This window comes from Shewanella sp. (assembly GCF_047975355.1).
Lineage (GTDB): Bacteria > Pseudomonadota > Gammaproteobacteria > Enterobacterales > Shewanellaceae > Shewanella.
Map to the genome: position 1 here is coordinate 18,111 of NZ_JBKEDJ010000029.1, position 21,634 is coordinate 39,744.

Here is a 21,634-nt window from a genome sequence, read left to right on the forward strand (position 1 = left end):
ATGCAGTGATGGCACAATAGGGTTATTAGCTTACTCGCCGACTTCCCATTTTACGATAACATTGCCATCCACTTGGCCTAAGGTTTTGCCGAGGTAATCGAGCATCTCAGTCGCGATTTCATCCAGTTGCCAAGGTGGATTAATTACCCATAGTCCTGCGGCTGTCATGCCAAACTCATTGGAATCGGGTTTAACGGCCTGCTCTATACGTAGCTGACGCTTAATACCGCTTTCTGCTAAGCGGGAAAGCATTTCTTCCGTCTGCGCTCGGTTGACTACGGGATACCAGAGCATAAATACGCCCGTGGCAAAGCGTTTATGCGCCTTGATTAAGGTCTCGGCGACCGTTTGATAGTCAGTCTTAATCTCGTAACTTGGGTCGACAAGCACCAATGCACGGCGCTCTAGTGGCGGTACCGCGGCAATCAGCCCTTTAAGGCCGTCGCCCTTAATGACTTTAACTTGCTTATCCTGCTCGAAATATTCATCCAGCAGTAGATGATCGGTACCGTGCAGCTCGTGCAGAACCATGCGATCCTTCGGCCCTAGTTCCATATCGATAATGGCGGGGGAACCTGGGTAGAAGTTGAGTTCTTCTGGATTGTCTTCGTTAAAGTGACGCACCGCATCCACATAATCCTGCAGGGACTTTGGTAGATCGGTTTTGTCCCAGAGTTTTGCCACGCCTTCGAGGTATTCGCCCGTCTTCTGGGCAAACTCATCCGTTAACGCATAACCGCCCGCACCTGCATGGGTGTCGATATAGACTAAGGGTTTGTCTTTCTTATGCATTAACTGCAAGGTTTGCAGCAAAATAGCGTGTTTCAGCACATCGGCATAATTGCCGGCGTGATAACCGTGGCGGTAACTTAACATGGAGGATCCTAGTTATTTGCAAACAGTGCAAAGGGAGGCAAATGCATGTCGGCAATTATACCTAGGATGCTCTGAGGCGTAAAACGAATGCCTCAGTTAGCACTTTTTTTCTGGGCTAACCAATGCGTGGGGGTTTGCATTTGATAGGTCTTTAGCCACAGCGAGGCAGGTGCAGGTTTGCCAAATAAGTAGCCTTGAAACTGTTCACACCCCAGTGCGGCGAGCTGTAATAATTGGGTTTCGGTTTCTATTCCCTCAGCAATCACATTCAGTTTTAAGCTCTTAGCTAACAGAATGGCGGCGTTCACAATTTGAGTGTGACGCTCGCTAATGCCGAGCTGGCTCACGAAGTAACGATCGATTTTTATTGTGTCAGCACAGATGTCGATCAGCTGACTCAATGAGGCATGGCCAGTTCCAAAATCATCAATTGCAATGGATACGCCCATTCTTGCGAGTGTGTTTAAGCGTCTACCCGTTTCTTTGTGCGTTGAAAATACGGAGGTTTCTGTTATTTCAATTTCTAAGATTGGGATGAGTTCGGGATGGTTTATATAAGTCTGGATCAACACTTTAAAGAAGCGATCCGACAGAATATCTTGTCCTGATAGGTTAAAGGCAAGCTTAGTCATAGGGACATTTTTCGGCCAAGAGCGGATCAATTGGAGTAATTGCCTAAGCACTTTAATGGCAAAAATCGCCTGTAGCTGCGATGACTCTATGATGGGGATAAAGGTGCTGGGCATAATCATGCTGCCGTCTTTATCAAACATCCTAGCGAGCGCTTCAAAGCTAATAATATGACCATCAGCCATCACTTTGGGCTGTAGCCACATTTCGAGTCGGTTGTGTTTCAGCGCGTCGCGGATTTTGCTTTCTTGCGAGGATGCCTCGAGCAAATTATTAATTAAACCAACGTAATACACCATAACTGGGTTAGCTTGGGTAGTTTGTTTGATGGCAATTAAGCATTGTTCGGCGGCTTGCTGCGGTGCGGATTTATGCCCAGAGCAACAACCAACGCGGCACTCTAAATGGTGCTCAATCTGTTGTTCTTGCTTTAGTTTTAAGCTTGTTGGTATGCGCTGACGTAGTTGTTGTGCAAGCGTCTCGGGTGAAGCTAACGGTAGGTCGGTTAATTCCAGTGCAAATGATGCGCCCCTAAAGCGGTATATTTTGGCCTGATGGCCGAAGCGTTCTTTAAGCTCTAAGGCAAAGGCTTTTAGGATGGCATCTCCAACGCCGATCCCAAATGCAGCATTGATTTGACTCAGATTATCAATTTTTACCAAGGCCACCGTCATTTCTTGATGAATTGCGCTTGGCGTTGGGTTATACCAATGATTTTCGTTGGGTAAGCCAGTTACTAAATCATAAAAATGTGTGCTGATATGGTGCTTTTTGAGCCGAGTGAGTTCTAGCGCTTGATTTGTTTGTGCCGTGATATCGTGACAGTGAAACAACTGAGTATCGTGGTGCTCTAATGAGGCTTTCTGCAGTAGATATCTACTGCTGTTACTGTGTCTTAAGCGGGTCTGAAATGAGGCGGCTAGCAAATTTGTACTGGTATCTTGGTTCACTTCAAAAATGTCACTGAGGCGAGTGTGATTGAGAGTCACTTCTCCAGCGATTTGTTTCGCCGCATTATTCAAGTTGAGGACCACGCCATCTTCATTACAGAAGAAAGAGGCGGTGCCATTATTGTCAAAAATTTCGGCATATTGATCTAAGGAGCGTTGCAACGCGTGTTGATGTTGGATCATCTGCTGCGCATGGACTTTCTGGGTTTTTAGCAAGCGCATGGCCGACAAAGGAATGCAGATATTAAAAAACATAAATAACAAGCCGTTGAGATAAGCGTGGGTCGCGGGCAGGCTAATGTCCACATCGACAATGGGCGGGAGATCTTGGTTACGCAGCAGCAATAAAAAAGGCAGCGCATTGAAACACATGGTCCATAAGGCGACTTTTTTGCTAAACAAGAAAAGCGCCATCAACGGCAGCGTATACAGGAAGGTAATGCCCGCCTGCGACAAGGTAAAATCAGGAATAAACAACAGCATAGCCAAGCAGGCGGCCACCACCATCGCCAGCAAGCTAATTGAGCTCGCCAGTAAATATCGACGGGTAAACCATAACGCGAGGAACAGGACGGTTAAAAAGCTGACCGTAATGCCAATAATAAAGCTGAGGTTGAGTTCATATGCGATCAATGAGCTGTGCAGCACTATGCTGGTGGTCAGAATGGCGCCACTCAGTAAAATAATCCGCAATAAACTGGTTTTTAATATGGTTCTATCGGGGTTTAAAAAGTCTTGCTCCCTAATAAACAAAAAACCTTTCAGCCAGTTAAGCAAAAAATGTCCTTATTCCATATGGAAGTTACAAGGTTGACTAGGAATAAGACATATAACATAAATCCATAAACGGTTACACAAATAGATTCTTGCCTTTTAAATCAGTAGATTACATTGTGATTTATGTTTGAATTTATATGGGGGAACTTAGACAAATAGACCAATAACCTGATACTCGCAAACAGGGTGATTTGCTTGCATGTTCATCAACGCGGTTCTTTGGCATAATGGCCGCAATTTCTACCAGTTAAACAGTGATCCCTTTGCCTATTCCAGTCTTTTTTAATCAGCAATTTCCAACCCTTGTGGATATTTGTGCCCGTTGGCAACTGGTTTTTGATGCCGATGCGCTATTTGAATTGCGTTTTGAATCAGACACCTTGACGCTACATAAGCGTGATGAGCCAAAACTCGATGGCATAGGAGTGGATTTTGTGACCGGCGCGGTTGCCCATAGGCGTAAGTTTGGTGGCGGTCGTGGTCAGTCAATTGCTAAGGCTGTGGGGTTAAAGCAGGGTGTTACACCAAAAGTCGTTGATGGTACTGCAGGCCTCGGTCGCGACGCCTTTGTACTAGCAAGCTTGGGCTGCACTGTGACTATGGTGGAGCGCCATCCTGTGGTGGCCGCATTATTAGAAGACGGTCTGCACCGCGCCTATCAAGATGCGGAAATCGGCGATTGGATGCGTGAACGTATGCAGCTTTTCCATGGTTCCAGCCTCGAAGATCTCGCCAAACTGGAGCAAGAGGTCGATGTTGTCTACCTCGATCCTATGTACCCCCACCGCGACAAATCGGCCTTGGTTAAAAAGGAAATGCGGGTCTTCCAAACCTTAGTAGGCGCGGATCTCGATGCCGATGGTTTGCTCGCCCCCGCCATGGCCTTAGCCAGTAAGCGTGTTGTGGTTAAGCGCCCCGATTATGCCGAAGATCTCGCCGGTGTTAAGCCCAGCATGGTTATCGAAACGAAGAAAAACCGCTTCGATGTCTATGTTAAATCGGCAATGAAGTAGTGAATTCCATTCTCTTTCTATACCACGAAGATTATTTAATTATTTGATATAAATAAATTTGTTTGACCATCTTGGCGGATGGTCAACATTATCTGTGCTTTATATAAAAGGAAATATTATGAAGTTAAAGACAATATCTGTCTTATTAATGTCCACGGTTCTAACGGCTTGTGCAACTAGCGGCTATAAAGTTGCTTCTGGAAAGGAAACTGCCTCGCTTCGTGTTTTATCGACTGACAGCGCTAATACATCGGTATGGATTGATAACACTGAAGGTTGTATCAAGCATAATTTTATTCGAGGTGGTGAAATTGCTGTATTGGGTATGAAAGCTAATTTATTGGCTGATCGCCAAGCTGGCCGAAAAATCGGGATGCCATTGTATCGTTCTGATGTCCATGAAAAGCAACAAACTGAGTTAAAAGTTGAGGCGGGAGTGCCGCTTTCTTTCTATTTTGCTGGTGTATGGGTTGACGGCGCTAACACGCGAATTGATGGTTATACCCATTGTGTGAAAAAAGTCAGTTTTACGCCCAAAGCTGGAGCAAATTACGAAGCTCAGTATTTTGTGGATAAGATTAACGGAAAAAATCAGTGCACGATTAAACTGTTTGATATTGTTGAAGATAAAGGTGATTTTGTTAAAATCGAAGATCCAAACTATCAACTGATCACTGAGATCTGCAAATAGATGTCATAAAGTCAGTGTATCAAGCCAGCGACTCTGCTTTTCCTCGAGACGGCATGGTGCTTTCAAAAGTGTTCTAATAAAAAAGCGCTAACCTAGGTTAGCGCATTTGTTTTTGAATAAAGGTTATGTTTATCGCACTAAGGTAAACAGTGGGGTTTGACTGACCGCTTGAAAATCTAGCGCCATGGTTACACTGAGTGCTGTGATGGTAATAATTGAAAAACCAAACACTTGTCTGGCCCAACGTGGCATATCCACATCTTGACGATAACCTTTGAGGGCCATAGTTAGCCACCAGAGGCTGGTGGCACAGGTCACGGCCATAAATGCTGTACCTGTGTAACCTGCGAGTGGCAGCATGGTGCTGACCAAGGCGAACACTGCGATATAGAGCACTATATGGTGCTTCGCCTTGGCCATCCCTTCGGCGACGGGCAGCACGGGGATCTTCGCGGCTGCATAGTCATTAAAGCGGAAAATCGCGATGGCGTAGGAGTGCGGCATCTGCCAGAGACTGAACATCAGCAATAAAATCACTGCGCCCATATCCATTTGCCCCGTCACGCTGCAATAGCCCACCACGGGCGGTACTGCGCCCGAAAAGCTGCCGACTAAGGTGCCGTAAACCGAGTTTCGCTTCATATAGAGGCTATAAATCCCGACATAAACGACATAGCCAATGGCGGCAAACAGTAGAGCTAAGGCATTGGTGAACAAGGCTAAGGTGCCAAATCCAAGCACGCCTAAGGCGATGCCAAACAGCAAGACATGGCTTAGGGGGATTTCGCCCGTGACGGTGACGCGTTTGCAGGTGCGCTGCATTTTGGCGTCAATGTCACGGTCAATACAGTTATTAATCGCACAGCCGGAGGCGACGACTAAGGATAATCCCACTAAGCTTGCCAGCATCAAGACCAGATCCACATCGCCCTTCGCGGCCAATAGGAAGCCGCCAGCAACGGAAATCAGATTCCCGAAAATGATGCCAGGCTTAGTTACCTGTACATACCCTTTGAAGCGTGCTTTCCATTGCGTCGATGTCAATCTAGCTTGTGTGTTCATTTGCTGTGTCTCGTTACATCATCAAAGCGTTAGCTTCGAGAATGATCCATACCGACAAGCCAACCACCATCACGATGATCAGTGCGGTAAATAGGAAGGAGAAGGTGTTGATCTTGCCTTCCTTAGAGAAGTCCAAGTGCAGGAAGTACTTAAGGTGTACCAAAATCTGCACCAGTGCCGTGACAACGACGATGGCAAGCGTCGTTGATTGCTCGAAGTGATGGGTCATTACCGCCCAGAATGGGATGGCAGTTAACACCACTGACAGCACAAAACCGACTAAGTAGGACTTGATGCTGGCGGCCAGATCATCTGCGCCATGGCTATGATCATGCGAATGAGTATGTGCGCCCATTACAGTGCTCCCAATAAGTACACAACGGTGAATACGCAAATCCACACGATGTCGAGGAAATGCCAGAACAAGCTTAAGCAGCTCAAGCGAGTGATGCTGCGGTTGCCTAAGCCCGTTTTGGCGACTTCAATCATCATGATTGCCATCCAAATTAACCCTGCGGTCACGTGCAAGCCGTGCATGCCCACTAAGGTGAAGAAAGATGACAGGAAGGCGCTGCGTTGTGGGCCGTTGCCATGTTCGATCAGGTGATGGAACTCATAGACTTCCATGCCGATAAACACACAGCCCAGTGCAAAGGTAATGGCTAACCAAGTGAGGGTTGCCGCCTTGTTGTGGCGCTTAGCGAAAATCAACGCGAAGCCATAGGTAATACTACTGAGCAGCAGGGCTGCGGTTTCGATCAGCACAAAGTCTAGTTCGAAAATGTCTTTACCCGAGACACCGCCGTCGGTGTTCATATAGAGCACGGCGTAGGTGGCAAATACCGATGCAAACAGGATGCAGTCGGTCATCAGGTAGAGCCAAAAACCAAACAGGGTGTTGCCACCCGTTTCATGGTGCTCGTGGTGCTCCTCGGCGTGAGCAACTTCTAAATCAGCTGGGATTGCAACACTCATATCAGCCCCTTACTACATTGTTTAAGTGAGCATTTTCAATGCGTGCCACTTCATCGGGTTGAACGTAATAGTCGACATCGTTGTTATAAGCACGGAATAAGAACACGATAAACGCGCCTACCATGCCCACAATCGCGAGCCACAGAATGTGCCAAATCGCAGCAAAGCCCGCGGCAGTAATGCCAAGCGCCATTAAGATACCGCTTGGGGTATTTTTCGGCATATGGATTGGCTGATAGTGTTTGAGGCGTTGATAGGCAGTGCCTTTTTCTTTGGCATCGGTAAAGGCATCGATATCAGACACTTGTGGCAACTTAGCAAAGTTGTAGAACTGTGGTGGTGAGGCAGTTGCCCATTCCAGCGTGTGGCCATTCCATGGGTCGCCCGTGGTGTCACGGTTTTGGTCGCGGTCACGGATACTCACGTACAGTTGCACGAACTGCAGAATGATACCGACCATGATGATGCAAGCACCCACGGCAGCGATATAGATCCACATGTTCCATGCTGGGTTATCAATGTGGTTGATACGGCGAGTCATACCCATAAAACCGAGTACATACAGCGGCATAAAGGCCACATAGAAACCAATTTGCCAGCACCAGAATGAGGCTTTACCTAAACGCTCATTTAAGTTGAAGCCTGTCGCTTTCGGGAACCAGTAAGCAAAACCGGCTAAGTAACCGAACACGGCACCACCGATAATGGTGTTATGGAAGTGAGCGATCAGGAACAAGCTGTTGTGTAGTACGTAGTCGGCGCCAGGTACGGCTAATAATACGCCCGTCATACCACCAATGGTGAAAGTCACCATAAAGCCTAAGGTCCACAGCACTGGCACAGTTAAGCGTAGACGGCCGCGGTAAATGGTGAATAACCAGTTAAACAGTTTTACCCCAGTAGGTACCGCAATCACCATGGTCATCACACCGAAGAAGGCGTTGACGTTGGCGCTAGAGCCCATGGTAAAGAAGTGGTGTAACCACACGATAAAACCGAGGATCGAAATTGCGCCGCTAGCCCATACCATTGAGGAATAGCCGAACAGACGCTTAGAGGTAAAGGTTGAAATCACATCCGAGAAGATACCGAACGCAGGTAAAATCAGGATGTACACTTCAGGGTGACCCCAAGCCCAGAACAGGTTGATATACATCATGGCGTTACCACCACCATCATTGGTGAAGAAGTGGAAACCCATGTAGCGATCGAGTGTTAACAGTGCTAAAACGGCGGTCAGGATCGGGAACGAAGCCACGATCAGGATGTTGGCCCAAGTACAAGTCCAAGTGAAGATGGGCATTTGCATCAGCTTCATGCCTGGAGCGCGCATCTTAAGCACAGTCGCGATAAAGTTGACCCCGGTTAAGGTTGTCCCTATACCCGAAATCTGCAGTGCCCAGATATAGTAATCGACCCCAACGCCCGGACTGTAAGCCAGCTCTGAGAGTGGTGGATACGCCACCCAACCTGTCTTAGCGAATTCACCTAAACCTAATGAAATATTGATCAGCACGGCACCAGACGCGGTTAACCAGAAGCTGAGGTTGTTCAAGAAGGGGAAGGCAACGTCGCGGGCACCGATTTGCAGTGGCAGCACTAAGTTCATTAGACCGATCATAAATGGCATCGCCATAAAGATAATCATGATCACGCCGTGGGCAGTGAAGATTTGGTCGTAATGTTCTGGCGGCAGATAACCCGCTGCGCCATTGGTGGCCAGAGCCTGCTGGGTACGCATCATGATGGCGTCGGAAAAACCGCGGATCAGCATGATGAAGGCAAGCACTATGTACATAATACCTAGGCGTTTATGGTCAACCGAGGTTAACCAGTCGTGCCAGAGCACGCCCCATTTTTTGTGTTTAGTGATCAAGGCTGCGATGTACAGGCCTATCACGGCAACAACCGCAAGGGTCACCATGATGATAGGCTCATGATACGGGATCGCATCTAAGCTTAATTTACCGAGAAAAGACATGATTACTCCGCCTCCACTGGGTGAGTGGATGAGTGTTCTGTGGATGAAGTGTCAGAATGGGTTGAGCCTTCCATGTCGGCCATCTTCTGTGCGTGCGGCATAGCTTGTTCGCTCGCCATATGCGCCATATCGTGGTGCATGCCAGCCATGTTGTGGTCGGCACCCATGTGTTCCATCCCTTCATGGCCTGCCATGTGCTCGTTTGAGTCCATGTGCATGTATTGCATGACGATTTGATCGAACATGCCGTGACTCACTGAGCCAAAGTATTCAACAGGATTGTTTTCACTCTTCTGTGCTAAGGCTTGATAAGTCGCAGAGTCTAAGGTCTTAGTCGCCTGTTGTTTGGCCTTGGCTACCCAAGCCTCGAAGTCGGCTGCCGTTGGCGTGGCAATGGCTTTAAACTTCATGCCCGCAAAGCCTGCGCCGCTATAGTTAGCGGAAATACCGTCATAGGTACCGGGTTCGTTGGCAATCAGGTGCAACTTAGTCGTCATCCCAGCCATTGAGTAGATTTGGCTACCTAACTGCGGGATAAAGAAAGAGTTCATGGCGGTATCAGAGGTGATCTTAAAGTTCACTGGTACATTCGCTGGGAAAGCCAGCTCGTTTACCGATGCAACACCTTGTTCTGGATAGATAAACAACCATTTCCAGTCCATAGAAACTACTTCAACCGTAATCGGCTTGGCGTCGTGTTCGAGTGGTTTGTAAGGGTCGAGATCATGGGTTGAACCCCAAGTGATCACGCCTAAAATCACGACGATCACAATCGGCACAATCCAAACCACGGTTTCAATCGCACTTGAGTGGGACCATTTAGGGGCAAAAACCTCATGATCTCGGCCATCGCGGTATTTCCATGCGAAGAACAAGGTCATGAAGATCACGGGGATAACCACAATCAGCATGAGTAGGGTAGCGATGATGATCAGGTGCTTTTCATCGACACCGATCTGGCCCTTGGGATCCAATACGCCGCCATCACAGCCTGCGAGCATCAGGGCTATCGCCGCGAATGCTACTTTACTTAAATTTCGAATTAACAAAGGAAGATTCCTCTAACCCTAAGGTTTACAACTCTGCCCAGAGAGATAGGCAGTAGCATTGAGCGGCGTTATCCGAAGGCAAATCCGAAAGTGGCTCGAGCGCGGCACAAAAAATGCCTGCCACCCCAATACGAGATTGAGGATCGACTTTCAGCGCTTAATGCTAAATTTGAATTTTAAAACAGAGAGTTACAATGGTGGGGCGCGACAACCGTGCGCAAGGTGCTCGAGGGATTTTAGCCTTGGGGGTGCTAAAAACAGGCCAGCATTAGTGAGGTCTAAGCTGTTGAAAAACTTAAAGCCATTGTCGAACAGATTCCACAATTGCTTAATTATCTGGGGGTTGAGCAGCAATACGCTCAGTAACGTGGCGCCGAAGAACTCAATTAAAAAGCCATCGCTTAGGGTGATTAACTCGCCAATATCGATACAGCCACCAACCATCACTGACACTAAGTCAGCTGCGGGCAGCACAAACAGTAACCCAAAAAGTAGGGTTAGGTTTGTCATACTGAACTGGGAGAACCTCGCAACGAGATTCAATCCTTCAGCGATAAATTGGCTGAGTGCGAATTTCAATTAACAAGTCCGACTGAACGAGAGGAAATCGTTGGTTGAATAAAAAATTCAAGCTGCAACTTTTTTGTGCGGGCGGGAGAATAACAAGAAGCGGGGATTGATTGAAAGTGGATCCCAGGCTCAAAACGGTATTTGCATTAAAAAAACCTTAATCAAAACCAAAATAAAACACCGTGCTAACCAATTTAACTTAATTTATATGGATTACGCTCGCAAAAAATAGGGTTAATGTGAGCTAAATCAGAAAACGCCTTGAGTTAAATGTGAACAATTTGAGGCGTAAAAATCACCTAAATGCACCGCTGTTTCATCTGTTTTAGCGGACTTATCTACACGAAATTTGAGCTGGCTAATCTCTCCCTCAATACTCTCCATTTCAATACCTCATTGAGCGCTTGGCGCGAGTCTAGCAGATTTCACCGCAGCAAACAGACTCTTCACGGGGAGTTTACGGAGGCGATTTAATACTGAATTTACAATTAGCATTTACTAAGCTTGAGATTGATTTGTGGATTAAGGCATTATGGAGTCTATCTGAGTTGCGGCTTAGTAATAAAAAGGATTGAATATCAAAGCATTTGCTCATTCTCTTAAGGTCAATTTACTCCTTGCCTTGGCTTACTTTGCTGTTGGCAAAATCGGGTTGTTGATTGCCTTACCGCCAGGTTATTCCGCTGCCATTTGGCCTGCGGCGGGAATTGCCATTGCCTCCTGCCTCCTGTGGGGCAAGCATTCGCCCTGGTTTGGCATCTTGCTCGGTTCTTGGCTGCTTAATATCAATATCGGTGGAGCACTTCATTTAGGTTGGCTGCCATTAGTGATCGCATCTGCATCTAGCTTACAGGCCTATGTCTCCGCCAATCTGGTCCGTCGTATCGACCCCTTGGTAACCTTAGATAAACCCAACACAGTTATTAAATCCTGCCTCAGCCTCGCCTTGACCTGCATGATTGCCATGCTGTTTGCTAACGCCGCCTTGGTGGCCAATGGCACTATTCCCATTAAGGATGTATTAGGGAGTGCGGTAAATTGGTGGATTGGTGACTTACTCGGGGCGGTGATCTTTATCCCGCTCACTATGCTGATATTCGACCACCGTTCCATTTGGCGCTCAAGGCGCATTCAGACAGGACTTCCGCTGTTAGTCGGTTTTTTATTCTGTGTCGGGATTTATTACTACTCGGATATGAACCAACGGCAACAACTGCAAGATAAGTTTCAAATTCAGTCTAATGCGATTATCAATAGTGTTGAGAGTTTTCAGGAGTCGAATCTACAGCAAGTGATTGCACTCGCGAGTTTATTCGATAATAGCGAGCAGGTGTCTCAGGACGAATTTATTCAGTTTGGTAAGCGTAACCAACTACAATTAGATGGCTTTCGGGCTTGGGCTTGGTCGCCACTGATTGCAGCGAGTGATAAAGACAGTTTTGAGGCCGAGACCAGCGCTGAGTTAGGTGAGCCCTATAAGATTAGATACTTAGACGGTGGAGAGCCTAATCCCGATGGTTGGTTGGTGCCGGTTAAGTTTGTACAACCTTTGAATACCAGCCGAGCCGCCCTTGGCATAGATATCAATGGCGAACCTGCTAGGGCGCTCGCCATTGCAAAAGTGCGTATGATGTTATCGCCCGTGATGACGGGTAAGATCCAGTTAGCGGAGGATCCTAATGGCCCTGGCGGTACACTTTTCATTGCGCCAGTATTCGACCGTTTAGGCAATATAGAGGGTTTTTGCTCGGCGGTTATCGATCTGCAATCGATTATCAATGAAGTGGAGCAGGTTAAAGGCTTGCATTGGCGCCTGACAGACATGAGTGCAGGCGGGGCCTTGCTCTACACCAATAGTAAGAAGAAATTTCCTGATTTTGAAGGCAATATTCATAGTGACAGGATGGGCCAGTATTATCAGGCTAATCTAATGCTGGCCGACAGGCACTGGCATATAGTGATTTACGAGTCTTACTCCGCCTTGATGGGGGACACCTTTAGCCTGTCGCTGCTGATGTTGCTGCTCGCCTTTATTACCTGCGCCATAGTAGGCGGTATGACGTTAGTGTCTTCGGGGGAGCGCTACCGCATTGCCGAAAAGGTAGCGGAAAAAACCATGGCACTCTCAAAGGAGATTGCCCGTAGCCAGACCTTCCAAGCCACCTTAATGGAGAGTGAGCAAAAGTATCGTACCCTGTTCGATAAGGCGCCGGTGGGGCACGCCTTAAAACGGCTAGAGGATGGGCAGTTTGTCGCCATCAACCAAGCCTTTATTGATATTACCGGTTATACCCTTGAGGAATTGCAGGCCCTAGACCCCTGGGAACTCACTCCTATTCGTTATCGCTTGAGTGAAATCGAGCAACTCGAACGCCTCCAGCAAACACGGCGTTATGGTCCATACCAGAAGCATTACCGCCATAAGGATGGGCGGATGGTGGCGGTGAGGCTGAATGGCTCCCTAGTCACTGCCGACGATGGTGAGCAGCTCATCCTGTTTATTGTGGAGGACATTACCGAACAGGAGCGCACCGTTGCTCGGGTGAATCTATTGGCTCAGGTATTCCAACAAAGTGGTGAAGGCATCACCATCATGGATGCCAATGACATCATAGTGGATGTGAATAGCGCCTTTACGCAGATCACTGGCTACTCAAGGGACGAGATCATAGGCAAAAACTGCCGCTTCCTTGAAGCCGACCGAACCGACCGCAGTATCGATGCCAGAGTTCGTGCCGGCCTCGAGCAGACCGGATTTTGGCAGGGTGAAGTTTGGGATCGGCATAAGGATGGATATGATTTTCCAAAATGGTTGATGATGTCAGTGGTGCGGGATGAGACGGGGTCGGTCAGTCATTACATTGGCAGCTTTACCGATATCAGCGAGCGCAAAGTGAATGAGGAGCGTATTCACTTCTTGGCCCACCACGATTCTTTGACTCTGCTGCCGAATCGCTTGAGTCTGCAATCGCGTCTGGAGACGGTTTTTCAGGAGGCCTTCGTCAGTCAAACCCAGATTGCCGTGATGTTTATCGATATGGATCATTTCAAAAATATCAACGACACCTTGGGACACCATGTCGGCGATATGTTATTGCTCGAAGTCGCGCGGCGCTTGAAGAGTATTGTGAGCAGTGACGATATCGTCGCGCGCTTGGGTGGCGATGAGTTTGTGGTGGTGTTGTCCGATACGGATCACGATAGGGTCGCTAAGGTGGCTGAAGCCCTGCGCAGTGGTTTGAATCAGACCTACATCATTGATAGCAAGCCTTTACATTCATCACCTAGCATAGGCATCAGCCTGTTCCCAACCGATGGTGACAGTGTTGAGGCGCTCATGAAAAATGCCGATATGGCCATGTACCGCGCAAAAGCGGCTGGGCGCAATAACTATCAGTTTTTCACCGTCGCGATGAATACCTTAGTGACCGAGCGCCAGCAAATCGAAACTGGGCTCAGGCAGGCCATTGCCCGTGATGAGTTACGACTGCATTATCAGCCACAAATCGATATCAACACCGGACAAATGGTGAGTGTCGAGGCGCTGATCCGTTGGCAACATCCTGAATTGGGATTGGTTGCCCCCGATCGCTTTATTCCTATCGCCGAAGAGATAGACATGATTATTCCCATCGGCCAATGGGTATTAGAACAAGCACTCGCTCAGTTGGCCGAATGGCGCGAAAAGGGCGCTAAAGGACTGCGGATGGCGGTCAATCTCTCGGCCCATCAACTACGCAAAGACACCATAGTGGCGGATATTATCAATGTGCTGACCAAGCACAAACTGCCAAAGGGGGCGCTCGAACTTGAAATTACCGAGAGTGTCGCCATGCAGTATCCCGAGCAAAATGCCAAGTTACTGGCCGAGTTGCGTCAGCATGGTATCGAGTTAGCGATTGATGACTTTGGAACGGGTTATTCATCACTCTCGTATTTGAAGTTATTGCCCTTAGACAGACTCAAGTTGGACAGATCCTTTGTGAAGGATATTGAGAACGATCCGAACGATGCTGCCATCAGTGCGGCGACGATTTCAATGGCACACGAACTGGGGCTGACCGTGGTGGCCGAAGGGGTCGAGAATGAGGCGCAGCTGGTGCTGCTCTCGAGCATGGGCTGTGATTTAGTGCAGGGATATTATTTTAGTAAACCACTGGCTGCCGATGACTGTTCCCGTTTTATCGAACGCAATTTTTAAGCCGTTTTTTATCCAGTTAGAACTATACTTGGCTAAATCCGGCGATGGAAAGATGGATAAACTAAGGACGGCTTTATGCAAGTTATCTTCACCAAAGGTTCGAAGCGTTATGGACAATTGCGCTGTGTCCGTATGGATGGCAGCGCGACCCAGACTCAAATGCCCGAACAGGGGATAGCACCCCACGATATGATCCACTATGTAGTTGAAAAACGTCTGCTTATTCAAGGAGCTTTTTTTGCTCAAGTCCGAGCGGGCGCCGATATCAGCTTTTCCCTAGAGCACAATGAAGCCTCCCTCGCCGTTGCGGATAAGACCCAAATCTGGCAAACCGAGTCGATAGTCGAATCCCTGCAATCCCTGCTCTGGTCTGCCGATACGCCGACCTATGCCGGATTTTTATACCTGTTAGAGCAGAGCTGCGGTAATCGTAAACTCGCGCTGCCCGAGGTTTCTCAATCGGACTTTGAACATATTATCAACGAGATAATGGAGTTGACCCTCGAGTGGCAGGGTTTAGGAGAAGGCCAGTCCTTGACCTTCAAGTTCTAAGCACTTAAGCAATAAAAAGAGCGCGAATATTCGCGCTCTTTTTATTGGCTCGGGTTATTCCCTGTGACGACGTTCTTGGCTCTGCGCCGATCTGCCTTGGTTATGCTCGGGGCTGCGGGCCATTTGCATATTTTGGCGTGGTTCGCTCTGCCTTACTCTCATCTCTTCCCGCTGTCTTGGCGGCGCTTGGCGAGGTTGTTCAATGCGCTGCGGTTCGGCGCGTCTCACCTCGGGGCGAGTTTCCTGTCTCTGTGGCTGAGTACGGGTCTCAAAGCTGCGCGGCTGCTGATCTCGAGTCTGATACTGGCGTTGTGGACTCTCCTTAGCTTGTTCCCTCGTCGCTTTTGCCTGCATTTGCCTTACCTGATTATCCTGGCGGGCATTGTCGTTACGCTCTCGTTTGTAACTTTCCTTGTTCGCTTGCGCAGCGTTTGTCGGTGCCACGCGGCGCTCTTTTAACTCGGCCTGAGTGTTTTGGTAACTGGGCGTACGCTCGCGGCTGTAGTGATTATCGCGGCTTACGTTGTTGCCTCTGTCCTTATCTTGGCGCTTGTCATAGCCCTTGTTGTCGCGGTTATAACGTGCGTCTTGGTGTTCCCGCGATTTCGAGTACTGACTGGTAAAGTGCTGACCACTGCCAGTGGAGTGAGAATCGCGGCCACGGAACTTACTGTCACCGTAGTAGCGCTCTTTTACCACGGGATTATGGTACACCACGCCGCGTCTATGCTCGGGCTTATGCTTCCAAGGTTGAGCACCGTAGCTGACTGAGTATCGCTCCCTTGGGCGATAATGGTGGGAGTGACGGTGATCGACAACGACGACTCTGTGGCTGTGCCAATGGAACGAGCTAAAGAAGTAGTTAAAGGAAATATGGATCCCGGGTGACCAGTAAAAGTAACTATGACTTGGGCGGTAAGGGTAGCCCACATAGCCACCGAATTCCCAATACACGGGGGGATAAGCCACGCCCCAACGCCAAGTGCCGTAAACCACGCGGGGGTCATAGTAAGGCACGTACACGATTTCGCGGCGTGCAGGCTCTATAATGATCTGGTTATTCGCACGGGTCACCGCCATGTTGTCCATATTGGCCAAACTGTTGGCTTTATCCGCTTGTTGTCTGAGCGATTGAATGCCATCCATCACTTGGCCTTCGTCGGCTAAGAATGCTTCGCCGAGTTTCTGGGTCCAATCTAAGTCTTCGCTCATTTTCTCTAAGACATTGGGAAAAGCCATCAGGGCTTTAACACTCGGATCCCAGTCTTTGTCTTCGGTGCGAGACATCACCTCGTCGGTCGATAACTTAGGGTTATCCTCTAACCAACGCTGCGCCTGCACCACTTCGAGTGGGTAGGTTGAGGCGATAAGAATATGGCTCAACAAACTATCGGGATAGAGTGCAATGGGCGCAAGCATCTGTTCGAGTTCGGCTTGGCTCAGTGAAGCACTTGAACCTTGGCTGACTGATACGCCTTCGGCTTGAGTTGGCGCGGTGAAAGGCAGGGCAACTAATGCCGCCGACAACACCAGCCATTTCCATCGATGTAATCTGTTCATGGTTCGCTCCAATAATCCTATTGAGGATGTTATTGGCATCATAGGCGCGTGAATATGAACATAAGCTGAAAGTATTTTGTAGGGTAAAAAGAGTATTACAGCGCAATTTATAGCTAAAAAATTAACTATCTTTATGAAAAATTAAAGATTAAGCCGAGTGGGTGAAGTTAACGGTAAACTTGGCGCCGCCTAAGTTTTCTGAACGGGATACGGAAATTCGACCGTTATAGCTATCCACTAAATCGCGGACAATCGCGAGGCCAATGCCGTTACCTTGGCGGTAGGAGTCGGCGCGGATCCCGCGCTCAAATATTTGAGTTTGCAGGGCTTCGCTGATCCCAGGGCCGTCGTCCTCAATACAGAGCTGTAGCTGATAGGCATTGCCTGTGACAGTTAATTTGACCTTAGATTTGGCGGCTTTGCAGGCATTGTCGAGTAAATTGCCTAAAATCTCGGTAAGATCGGCCTCATCGCCCTTAAATACTGCCTGTGGGGCCATTTCACCACTGAGATCTATCTGTGGTTCTCGGTAAATCTTGGCCAAGGTGCGTAGTAGTTTAGCGCCGACATCATCTACCTTGATGCCTAAATGCCATGAGGCGGCTGCCGCCGTTTGGGCGCGTTTAAGCTGGTGGCTGATGATGCGACTGATATTCGACACTTGTTCGCTCGATGCCTCGCTTAAATCCGTTTGACTCTTAATCACCGCCAGTGGCGTTTTCAGGCTATGGGCCAAGTCCGCAAGGGCATTGCGATAGCGCTTACGCTGGGTCTGCTCGGTATTGAGTAGGATATTCAATTGCCGCGCGACTTCCTGCAACTCACTCGGATACTGGCTACTGAGTTGGGTCGATTTGCCCTGTTCAACATCGTGCAGCTCTTGGGTAAAACGTGCCAGCGGCCTAATGGTCCAAATCAACCAACTCAACTGAAACACCAGCATGACTAGGATTAAGATCAGCAACCAAGTCCAAAGCTGTTGATTAAATTGGGCTATCTGCTGTTGGAACTCCAACTCATCCTTAATGATATGGATAGTCACAGGCACGTTTTCGTTCAGGCTGGCAAAGCTCACACTAAAGCTGTAAATAAGATGCGGCGCACCAGCGAGGTAGATTTGATCGAAGGCACTTTTGCCCGTCGGCGGAATAGTGAACTGTGCCGGCGGCGTGATGCCCATAAAAGACTGTGAATGCCAGACTATGCTCTGCTGATGCTCGGCATTCTCTGTGGTGGCAATGGCATAGAGGCCCGATTGGATCAGGTTAAAGCGGTTTTCGAGCACTAATTCGGGGATAAAAATTCGCTTATTTTCGACCTCTGTGACCGCTAACACCGAATACACATAGGCACTCAGCTCATTTTTCGCGGCACTTTTTACTTGTTCGGCAAAGGCGTCATTGAGGGCGACCCCAATCAGCGGCAGCAGTACCAAAATAAACAACAGCACGCTGAGGATGAGCCGTGTTTTTAGGGAGTTTAATAACTGCCAGGCAAGCGCGCGCTTACTCATCAACACCTTGCTCTGGAGAAATGACTCTTAACCGATAGCCTTGACCGCGCAGGGTTTCGATCAGATTGTATTGGTTATCTGGGTCGAGCTTTTTGCGTAAACGACGGATAAACACTTCGATAACGTTGGAGTCGAGATCAAAATCCTGATCGTAGATATGTTCGGTGAGCGCGGTTTTAGATTTCACTTCGCCCTGATGCAGCATAAAAATTTCAAATAGCTTGTACTCAGAGCCGCTCAGTGTGACGAGTTCTTCCCCTTTGCGCACCTCTAAACTACTGGTATTTAAACTAAATGGCCCATTAGTAATCACCGGACTTGCCTTACCGGCCGAGCGACGGATCAGGGCTTTAAGGCGAGCAACTAATTCCTCGGGATGAAAAGGTTTAGTGAGGTAGTCATCGGCACCGGCATCGAGGCCCTCGACTTTATCCTGCCAGCTATCCCGCGCGGTTAAGATCAAGATGGGGAACGCACGCTCCTTTTGGCGTACGCGGCGAATCAGGCTTATGCCGTCGAGTTTGGGTAAACCCACATCGATAATCGCGGCGTCATAGTTGTATTCAATGGCTTGGAATAAGCCTTCTTCACCGTCGCTGGCGACATCTATGCTGTAGTGGGCATCGAGCAAGTGCTGCTTTAAGTTGGCTTGAAGTGCTAAATCGTCTTCAACGAGTAGGAGTCGCATATTAATTCCTCGAAACACGCCCAGTGGCGGCATCCACCGAAACGGAAAAAACTTGGCCATCGTTATTGAGGATTTTGACTCTATAGCCCGAGCCACTCGACTGTACGCTGAGTACTTTTCCTCGATATTGACGCTGCGCCATCGCCACTGCTTGATCTGGACTGTTTACCACAAGGCGGCGCTGCTCATTCTTCACACCTTGGCTGCGCGATTGATTACGATCATCGTGTTTATCATTGCCTGCCATGCTGCCAAAGGAGGTGCATAAGCAAGCGACTAGGGTCAGTGTCAAACCAAGTTTCATATCTGTTACCCGCGCATGTTCGGCGATCTTAAGTGAGTAGCTAGGTGGATAGCTTATCGAGTCGACTAAGAATACCTTATCACCATAACAAACACATAGAGATCAGCCAATTGGTAAACACAATTCCTTTAAAATTCACTGTGATTCGTGGAATTTTATCGAGTTAATCCTTATCGAACCTCTTTACAGAACGGGAGTCATATCCTGTGACATATTAGCAGTGTTAACCAAAACAGATGAATTGAGGCTGAACGGCTTTTTTGCCCTAAAAAGATCAGATTTTAATGTTCAGCTTATATTCACCTTGAGTGCCCTCTAATGTCTCCAATTTGAATGGATTATCCAATGGGGTATTCAAGATGAACACACTCAATCAGCAAGCTATCATAAGTACAACTCACTCAGCCTTTATGAAGGCAATGATATTGGCTGGTGCCTTACTGGCACCCACAATGGTGAGTGCAGAGTCCTTGGACGAGTCAAACTTGGCCCCTTTTAGTGCGGCCAGTATCGGGATGGCTAAAAAAGCCGATACCGAGCAGGCCGCAGAGCAAGAAAAACAAGCCTTAAGCCTATTGCAACAGGCTGCGCCCGCCCAAACCGTAGGGGAAGCCGCCGCGGCTGCGGTGAAATCCTTAGCGCCGTCTTTATCGGCAAAAAGCCCAAGTGCTCATCGCGTACAACTGATGGGCGCAACCCCAATGACCCGCGAACAAGTGATTGCTAAGCACACGAGTCAGCCTATTCCAAGCTCGAGTGCGACCAGTGAAGATCCCTATCGCGCGCCCGTGTATCACAGCTTTGCGATTTTTGATGCCAGCAGCCGTTTGTTTGAAGACTTTGATTATGATGGGTTTTATCAAACCTTCAGCGTGACCTTCGATGTAGATGTGTTTGGCGCTTACCTCAATGAGCGCGCCGACCTGTTTGCCGAGTTGTATCTCAGTCGTAACGGTGGTCCTTGGGTGCATTACTACACCACGGACGTGTTTACCATCTATGGTGACTCGACGCAGGACGATTATGAAGTGCTTACGACCCTTTACACTGGCTATCCAACGGACCACTACGATGTGTTAATCGATGTCTATGAGGTGGGTTATAGCGATATTGTCGCCACCATTAGCGCCGATAATACCGATGGCCTGTATGCATTACCGCTGGAAAGTAGCGACCGTGACCGTGTTGACGAAGTGATAGTAGTGGAAGAAAGTGGCGGCGCATTTTCTATCTTTGCCCTGCTTGGTCTGGGGCTTTTTGCGGCAATACGTAAACGTGAGAAGTGGGTTAATACCCTGAAATAAAATCTTATGTAAGCCATCACTGTTATACAAAGTCATACCGCCTATCTAGAGTAAGCAGTGTGTCTAATACTAAAAAGCAATGCCGGTAACAAAAACAAACCACGCGAGTTATCGGCAATTTGCACCCTCTGCTACAAATCCCCTTTTTCTCTCTGTGTTTATCATTTCGGATTCGGGCTAGTATGGTCAAGTTACGTTAACTAAAGGAAGAGAGACATGATTGCTCAAGGTCAAACATTACCAGCGGCGACGCTAAGCCAACTGACTAAAGATGGCATGGTAAATCATCAAGTTACCGAGCTGTTCGCGGGTAAAAAAGTGGTGTTATTTGCAGTGCCTGGTGCTTTCACACCAACCTGTTCTGAAGCGCATTTGCCAGGTTATGTGGTGCTGGCCGATCAATTTAAAGCTAAAGGCGTTGATTTAATTGCCTGTGTATCGGTAAACGATGCATTTGTAATGAAAGCGTGGGGCGAAGCGCAAAATGCGTCTGAGTTACTGATGCTTGCCGATGGCGATGCCAGCTTTACTAAGGCGCTCGGATTAGAGATGGATACTGCAGGCTTTGGCGGTGTGCGCTCACAACGTTATGCGATGATCATCAATGACGGCGTGGTGACGTTACTGAATGTTGAAGCACCAAAGTCATTTGAAGTGAGTAAAGCCGAAGTGGTGTTGGCGGCACTTTAATGCCTGATTAAAAAACAAAATGGGAGCCTAGGCTCCCATTTTTATTGGCATCAAGCTTAAGCCGCTCGGGCAGATACTGTTTTGGTGTTTGCTATGCCTAGGCTGGTCTCAATTTCTTACACGCTTTGCTGTACTTCTTGGGCAATCACTTCGCTCTGCTGTGAACTGGTTTTCGCTTGGTCTTTTATGTTATCCATGCTGCGAACAAATTCATCGAGGTAATCGACCTGCTCCTTGGCGTTGAGTGA

The 21,634-nt window shown here is 48.3% G+C and carries 18 protein-coding genes; 6 read left to right on the forward strand and 12 right to left on the reverse strand.

Annotated features, from left to right (window positions below; all coding sequences use genetic code 11):
• Positions 1 to 30 precede the first annotated feature (30 nt).
• Positions 31 to 876 carry a 23S rRNA (adenine(2030)-N(6))-methyltransferase RlmJ gene (locus tag ACK5NH_RS10145; RefSeq protein WP_416919763.1) on the reverse strand — a complete coding sequence of 282 codons (846 nt, stop codon included), beginning with the start codon at positions 874 to 876 and terminating at the stop codon, positions 31 to 33.
• A 92-nt stretch (positions 877 to 968) separates the two neighbouring features.
• The gene (locus tag ACK5NH_RS10150; RefSeq protein ID WP_416919765.1) at positions 969 to 3,233 is read right to left on the reverse strand and encodes an EAL domain-containing protein; all 2,265 of its coding nucleotides are present in this window, start codon (positions 3,231 to 3,233) and stop codon (positions 969 to 971) included.
• A gap of 263 nt (positions 3,234 to 3,496) precedes the next feature.
• On the opposite strand from ACK5NH_RS10150, the gene ACK5NH_RS10155 reads away from it, so the two are divergent.
• Entirely contained in the window at positions 3,497 to 4,246 is a 750-nt protein-coding gene (locus ACK5NH_RS10155; protein WP_416919767.1) for a class I SAM-dependent methyltransferase, read from the forward strand.
• Between the two features lie 118 nt (positions 4,247 to 4,364).
• Positions 4,365 to 4,937 carry a hypothetical protein gene (locus ACK5NH_RS10160; protein WP_416919769.1) on the forward strand — a complete coding sequence of 191 codons (573 nt, stop codon included), beginning with the start codon at positions 4,365 to 4,367 and terminating at the stop codon, positions 4,935 to 4,937.
• A gap of 129 nt (positions 4,938 to 5,066) precedes the next feature.
• Here the strand turns inward: ACK5NH_RS10160 and cyoE are convergent, their stop codons facing one another.
• From cyoE to ACK5NH_RS10190, 6 genes are all read right to left on the reverse strand, one after another.
• The gene (gene cyoE, locus ACK5NH_RS10165) at positions 5,067 to 5,999 is read right to left on the reverse strand and encodes a heme o synthase (protein ID WP_248967797.1); all 933 of its coding nucleotides are present in this window, start codon (positions 5,997 to 5,999) and stop codon (positions 5,067 to 5,069) included.
• Positions 6,000 to 6,012: 13 nt separating this feature from the next.
• Positions 6,013 to 6,354 (reverse strand): cytochrome o ubiquinol oxidase subunit IV, encoded by a 342-nt coding sequence (gene cyoD, locus ACK5NH_RS10170; RefSeq protein ID WP_023266130.1) that lies wholly within the window; start codon positions 6,352 to 6,354, stop codon positions 6,013 to 6,015.
• Positions 6,354 to 6,974: a cytochrome o ubiquinol oxidase subunit III gene (gene cyoC, locus ACK5NH_RS10175; protein ID WP_416919772.1), complete on the reverse strand. Its 621-nt coding sequence runs from the start codon at positions 6,972 to 6,974 to the stop codon at positions 6,354 to 6,356. Before cyoC ends, cyoD begins: the two co-directional genes overlap by 1 nt.
• 1 nt (position 6,975) lies before the next feature.
• Entirely contained in the window at positions 6,976 to 8,955 is a 1,980-nt protein-coding gene (cyoB, locus tag ACK5NH_RS10180; RefSeq protein ID WP_416919774.1) for a cytochrome o ubiquinol oxidase subunit I, read from the reverse strand.
• 2 nt (positions 8,956 to 8,957) lie between these two features.
• Positions 8,958 to 10,004 (reverse strand): ubiquinol oxidase subunit II, encoded by a 1,047-nt coding sequence (cyoA, locus tag ACK5NH_RS10185; RefSeq protein WP_416919776.1) that lies wholly within the window; start codon positions 10,002 to 10,004, stop codon positions 8,958 to 8,960.
• A gap of 189 nt (positions 10,005 to 10,193) precedes the next feature.
• Entirely contained in the window at positions 10,194 to 10,514 is a 321-nt protein-coding gene (locus ACK5NH_RS10190; protein WP_416919793.1) for a hypothetical protein, read from the reverse strand.
• A 631-nt stretch (positions 10,515 to 11,145) separates the two neighbouring features.
• On the opposite strand from ACK5NH_RS10190, the gene ACK5NH_RS10195 reads away from it, so the two are divergent.
• Positions 11,146 to 14,775 carry an EAL domain-containing protein gene (locus ACK5NH_RS10195; protein WP_416919778.1) on the forward strand — a complete coding sequence of 1,210 codons (3,630 nt, stop codon included), beginning with the start codon at positions 11,146 to 11,148 and terminating at the stop codon, positions 14,773 to 14,775.
• Positions 14,776 to 14,850: 75 nt separating this feature from the next.
• On the forward strand, positions 14,851 to 15,327 hold the full coding sequence (locus ACK5NH_RS10200) for a cytoplasmic protein (protein WP_416919780.1): 477 nt from the start codon (positions 14,851 to 14,853) through the stop codon (positions 15,325 to 15,327).
• A 54-nt stretch (positions 15,328 to 15,381) separates the two neighbouring features.
• Here ACK5NH_RS10200 and ACK5NH_RS10205 read toward each other — a convergent pair whose 3' ends face one another.
• From ACK5NH_RS10205 to ACK5NH_RS10220, 4 genes are all read right to left on the reverse strand, one after another.
• On the reverse strand, positions 15,382 to 16,887 hold the full coding sequence (locus ACK5NH_RS10205) for a DUF3300 domain-containing protein (RefSeq protein ID WP_416919782.1): 1,506 nt from the start codon (positions 16,885 to 16,887) through the stop codon (positions 15,382 to 15,384).
• Positions 16,888 to 17,035: 148 nt separating this feature from the next.
• On the reverse strand, positions 17,036 to 18,400 hold the full coding sequence (locus tag ACK5NH_RS10210; protein ID WP_416919784.1) for an ATP-binding protein: 1,365 nt from the start codon (positions 18,398 to 18,400) through the stop codon (positions 17,036 to 17,038).
• Positions 18,393 to 19,088: a response regulator transcription factor gene (locus ACK5NH_RS10215; RefSeq protein WP_416919786.1), complete on the reverse strand. Its 696-nt coding sequence runs from the start codon at positions 19,086 to 19,088 to the stop codon at positions 18,393 to 18,395. The genes ACK5NH_RS10210 and ACK5NH_RS10215 overlap by 8 nt, the downstream gene beginning before the upstream one ends.
• Before the next feature lies 1 nt (position 19,089).
• Entirely contained in the window at positions 19,090 to 19,392 is a 303-nt protein-coding gene (locus tag ACK5NH_RS10220) for a PepSY domain-containing protein (protein ID WP_416919788.1), read from the reverse strand.
• A 359-nt stretch (positions 19,393 to 19,751) separates the two neighbouring features.
• Between ACK5NH_RS10220 and ACK5NH_RS10225 the strand changes: the two genes are divergently transcribed.
• Together ACK5NH_RS10225 and ACK5NH_RS10230 are read left to right on the forward strand one after the other, a co-directional pair.
• Complete coding sequence (locus tag ACK5NH_RS10225) at positions 19,752 to 20,696, forward strand: choice-of-anchor H family protein (protein WP_416919789.1); 945 nt, start codon at positions 19,752 to 19,754, stop codon at positions 20,694 to 20,696.
• Positions 20,697 to 20,912: 216 nt separating this feature from the next.
• The gene (locus tag ACK5NH_RS10230) at positions 20,913 to 21,386 is read left to right on the forward strand and encodes a peroxiredoxin (RefSeq protein WP_416919791.1); all 474 of its coding nucleotides are present in this window, start codon (positions 20,913 to 20,915) and stop codon (positions 21,384 to 21,386) included.
• Positions 21,387 to 21,634: the final 248 nt, after the last annotated feature.

Bases quoted from the DNA above. Each gene is read 5' to 3' on its own strand.
- ACK5NH_RS10145 (WP_416919763.1), bottom strand. From the start codon at position 876: ATGTTAAGTTACCGCCACGGTTATCACGCCGGCAATTATGCCGATGTG.
- ACK5NH_RS10160 (WP_416919769.1), top strand. From the start codon at position 4,365: ATGAAGTTAAAGACAATATCTGTCTTATTAATGTCCACGGTTCTAACG.
- cyoE (WP_248967797.1), bottom strand. From the start codon at position 5,999: ATGAACACACAAGCTAGATTGACATCGACGCAATGGAAAGCACGCTTC.
- cyoD (WP_023266130.1), bottom strand. From the start codon at position 6,354: ATGGGCGCACATACTCATTCGCATGATCATAGCCATGGCGCAGATGAT.
- cyoC (WP_416919772.1), bottom strand. From the start codon at position 6,974: ATGAGTGTTGCAATCCCAGCTGATTTAGAAGTTGCTCACGCCGAGGAG.
- cyoB (WP_416919774.1), bottom strand. From the start codon at position 8,955: ATGTCTTTTCTCGGTAAATTAAGCTTAGATGCGATCCCGTATCATGAG.
- ACK5NH_RS10190 (WP_416919793.1), bottom strand. From the start codon at position 10,514: ATGACAAACCTAACCCTACTTTTTGGGTTACTGTTTGTGCTGCCCGCA.
- ACK5NH_RS10200 (WP_416919780.1), top strand. From the start codon at position 14,851: ATGCAAGTTATCTTCACCAAAGGTTCGAAGCGTTATGGACAATTGCGC.
- ACK5NH_RS10205 (WP_416919782.1), bottom strand. From the start codon at position 16,887: ATGAACAGATTACATCGATGGAAATGGCTGGTGTTGTCGGCGGCATTA.
- ACK5NH_RS10210 (WP_416919784.1), bottom strand. From the start codon at position 18,400: ATGAGTAAGCGCGCGCTTGCCTGGCAGTTATTAAACTCCCTAAAAACA.
- ACK5NH_RS10215 (WP_416919786.1), bottom strand. From the start codon at position 19,088: ATGCGACTCCTACTCGTTGAAGACGATTTAGCACTTCAAGCCAACTTA.
- ACK5NH_RS10220 (WP_416919788.1), bottom strand. From the start codon at position 19,392: ATGAAACTTGGTTTGACACTGACCCTAGTCGCTTGCTTATGCACCTCC.
- ACK5NH_RS10225 (WP_416919789.1), top strand. From the start codon at position 19,752: ATGAACACACTCAATCAGCAAGCTATCATAAGTACAACTCACTCAGCC.
- ACK5NH_RS10230 (WP_416919791.1), top strand. From the start codon at position 20,913: ATGATTGCTCAAGGTCAAACATTACCAGCGGCGACGCTAAGCCAACTG.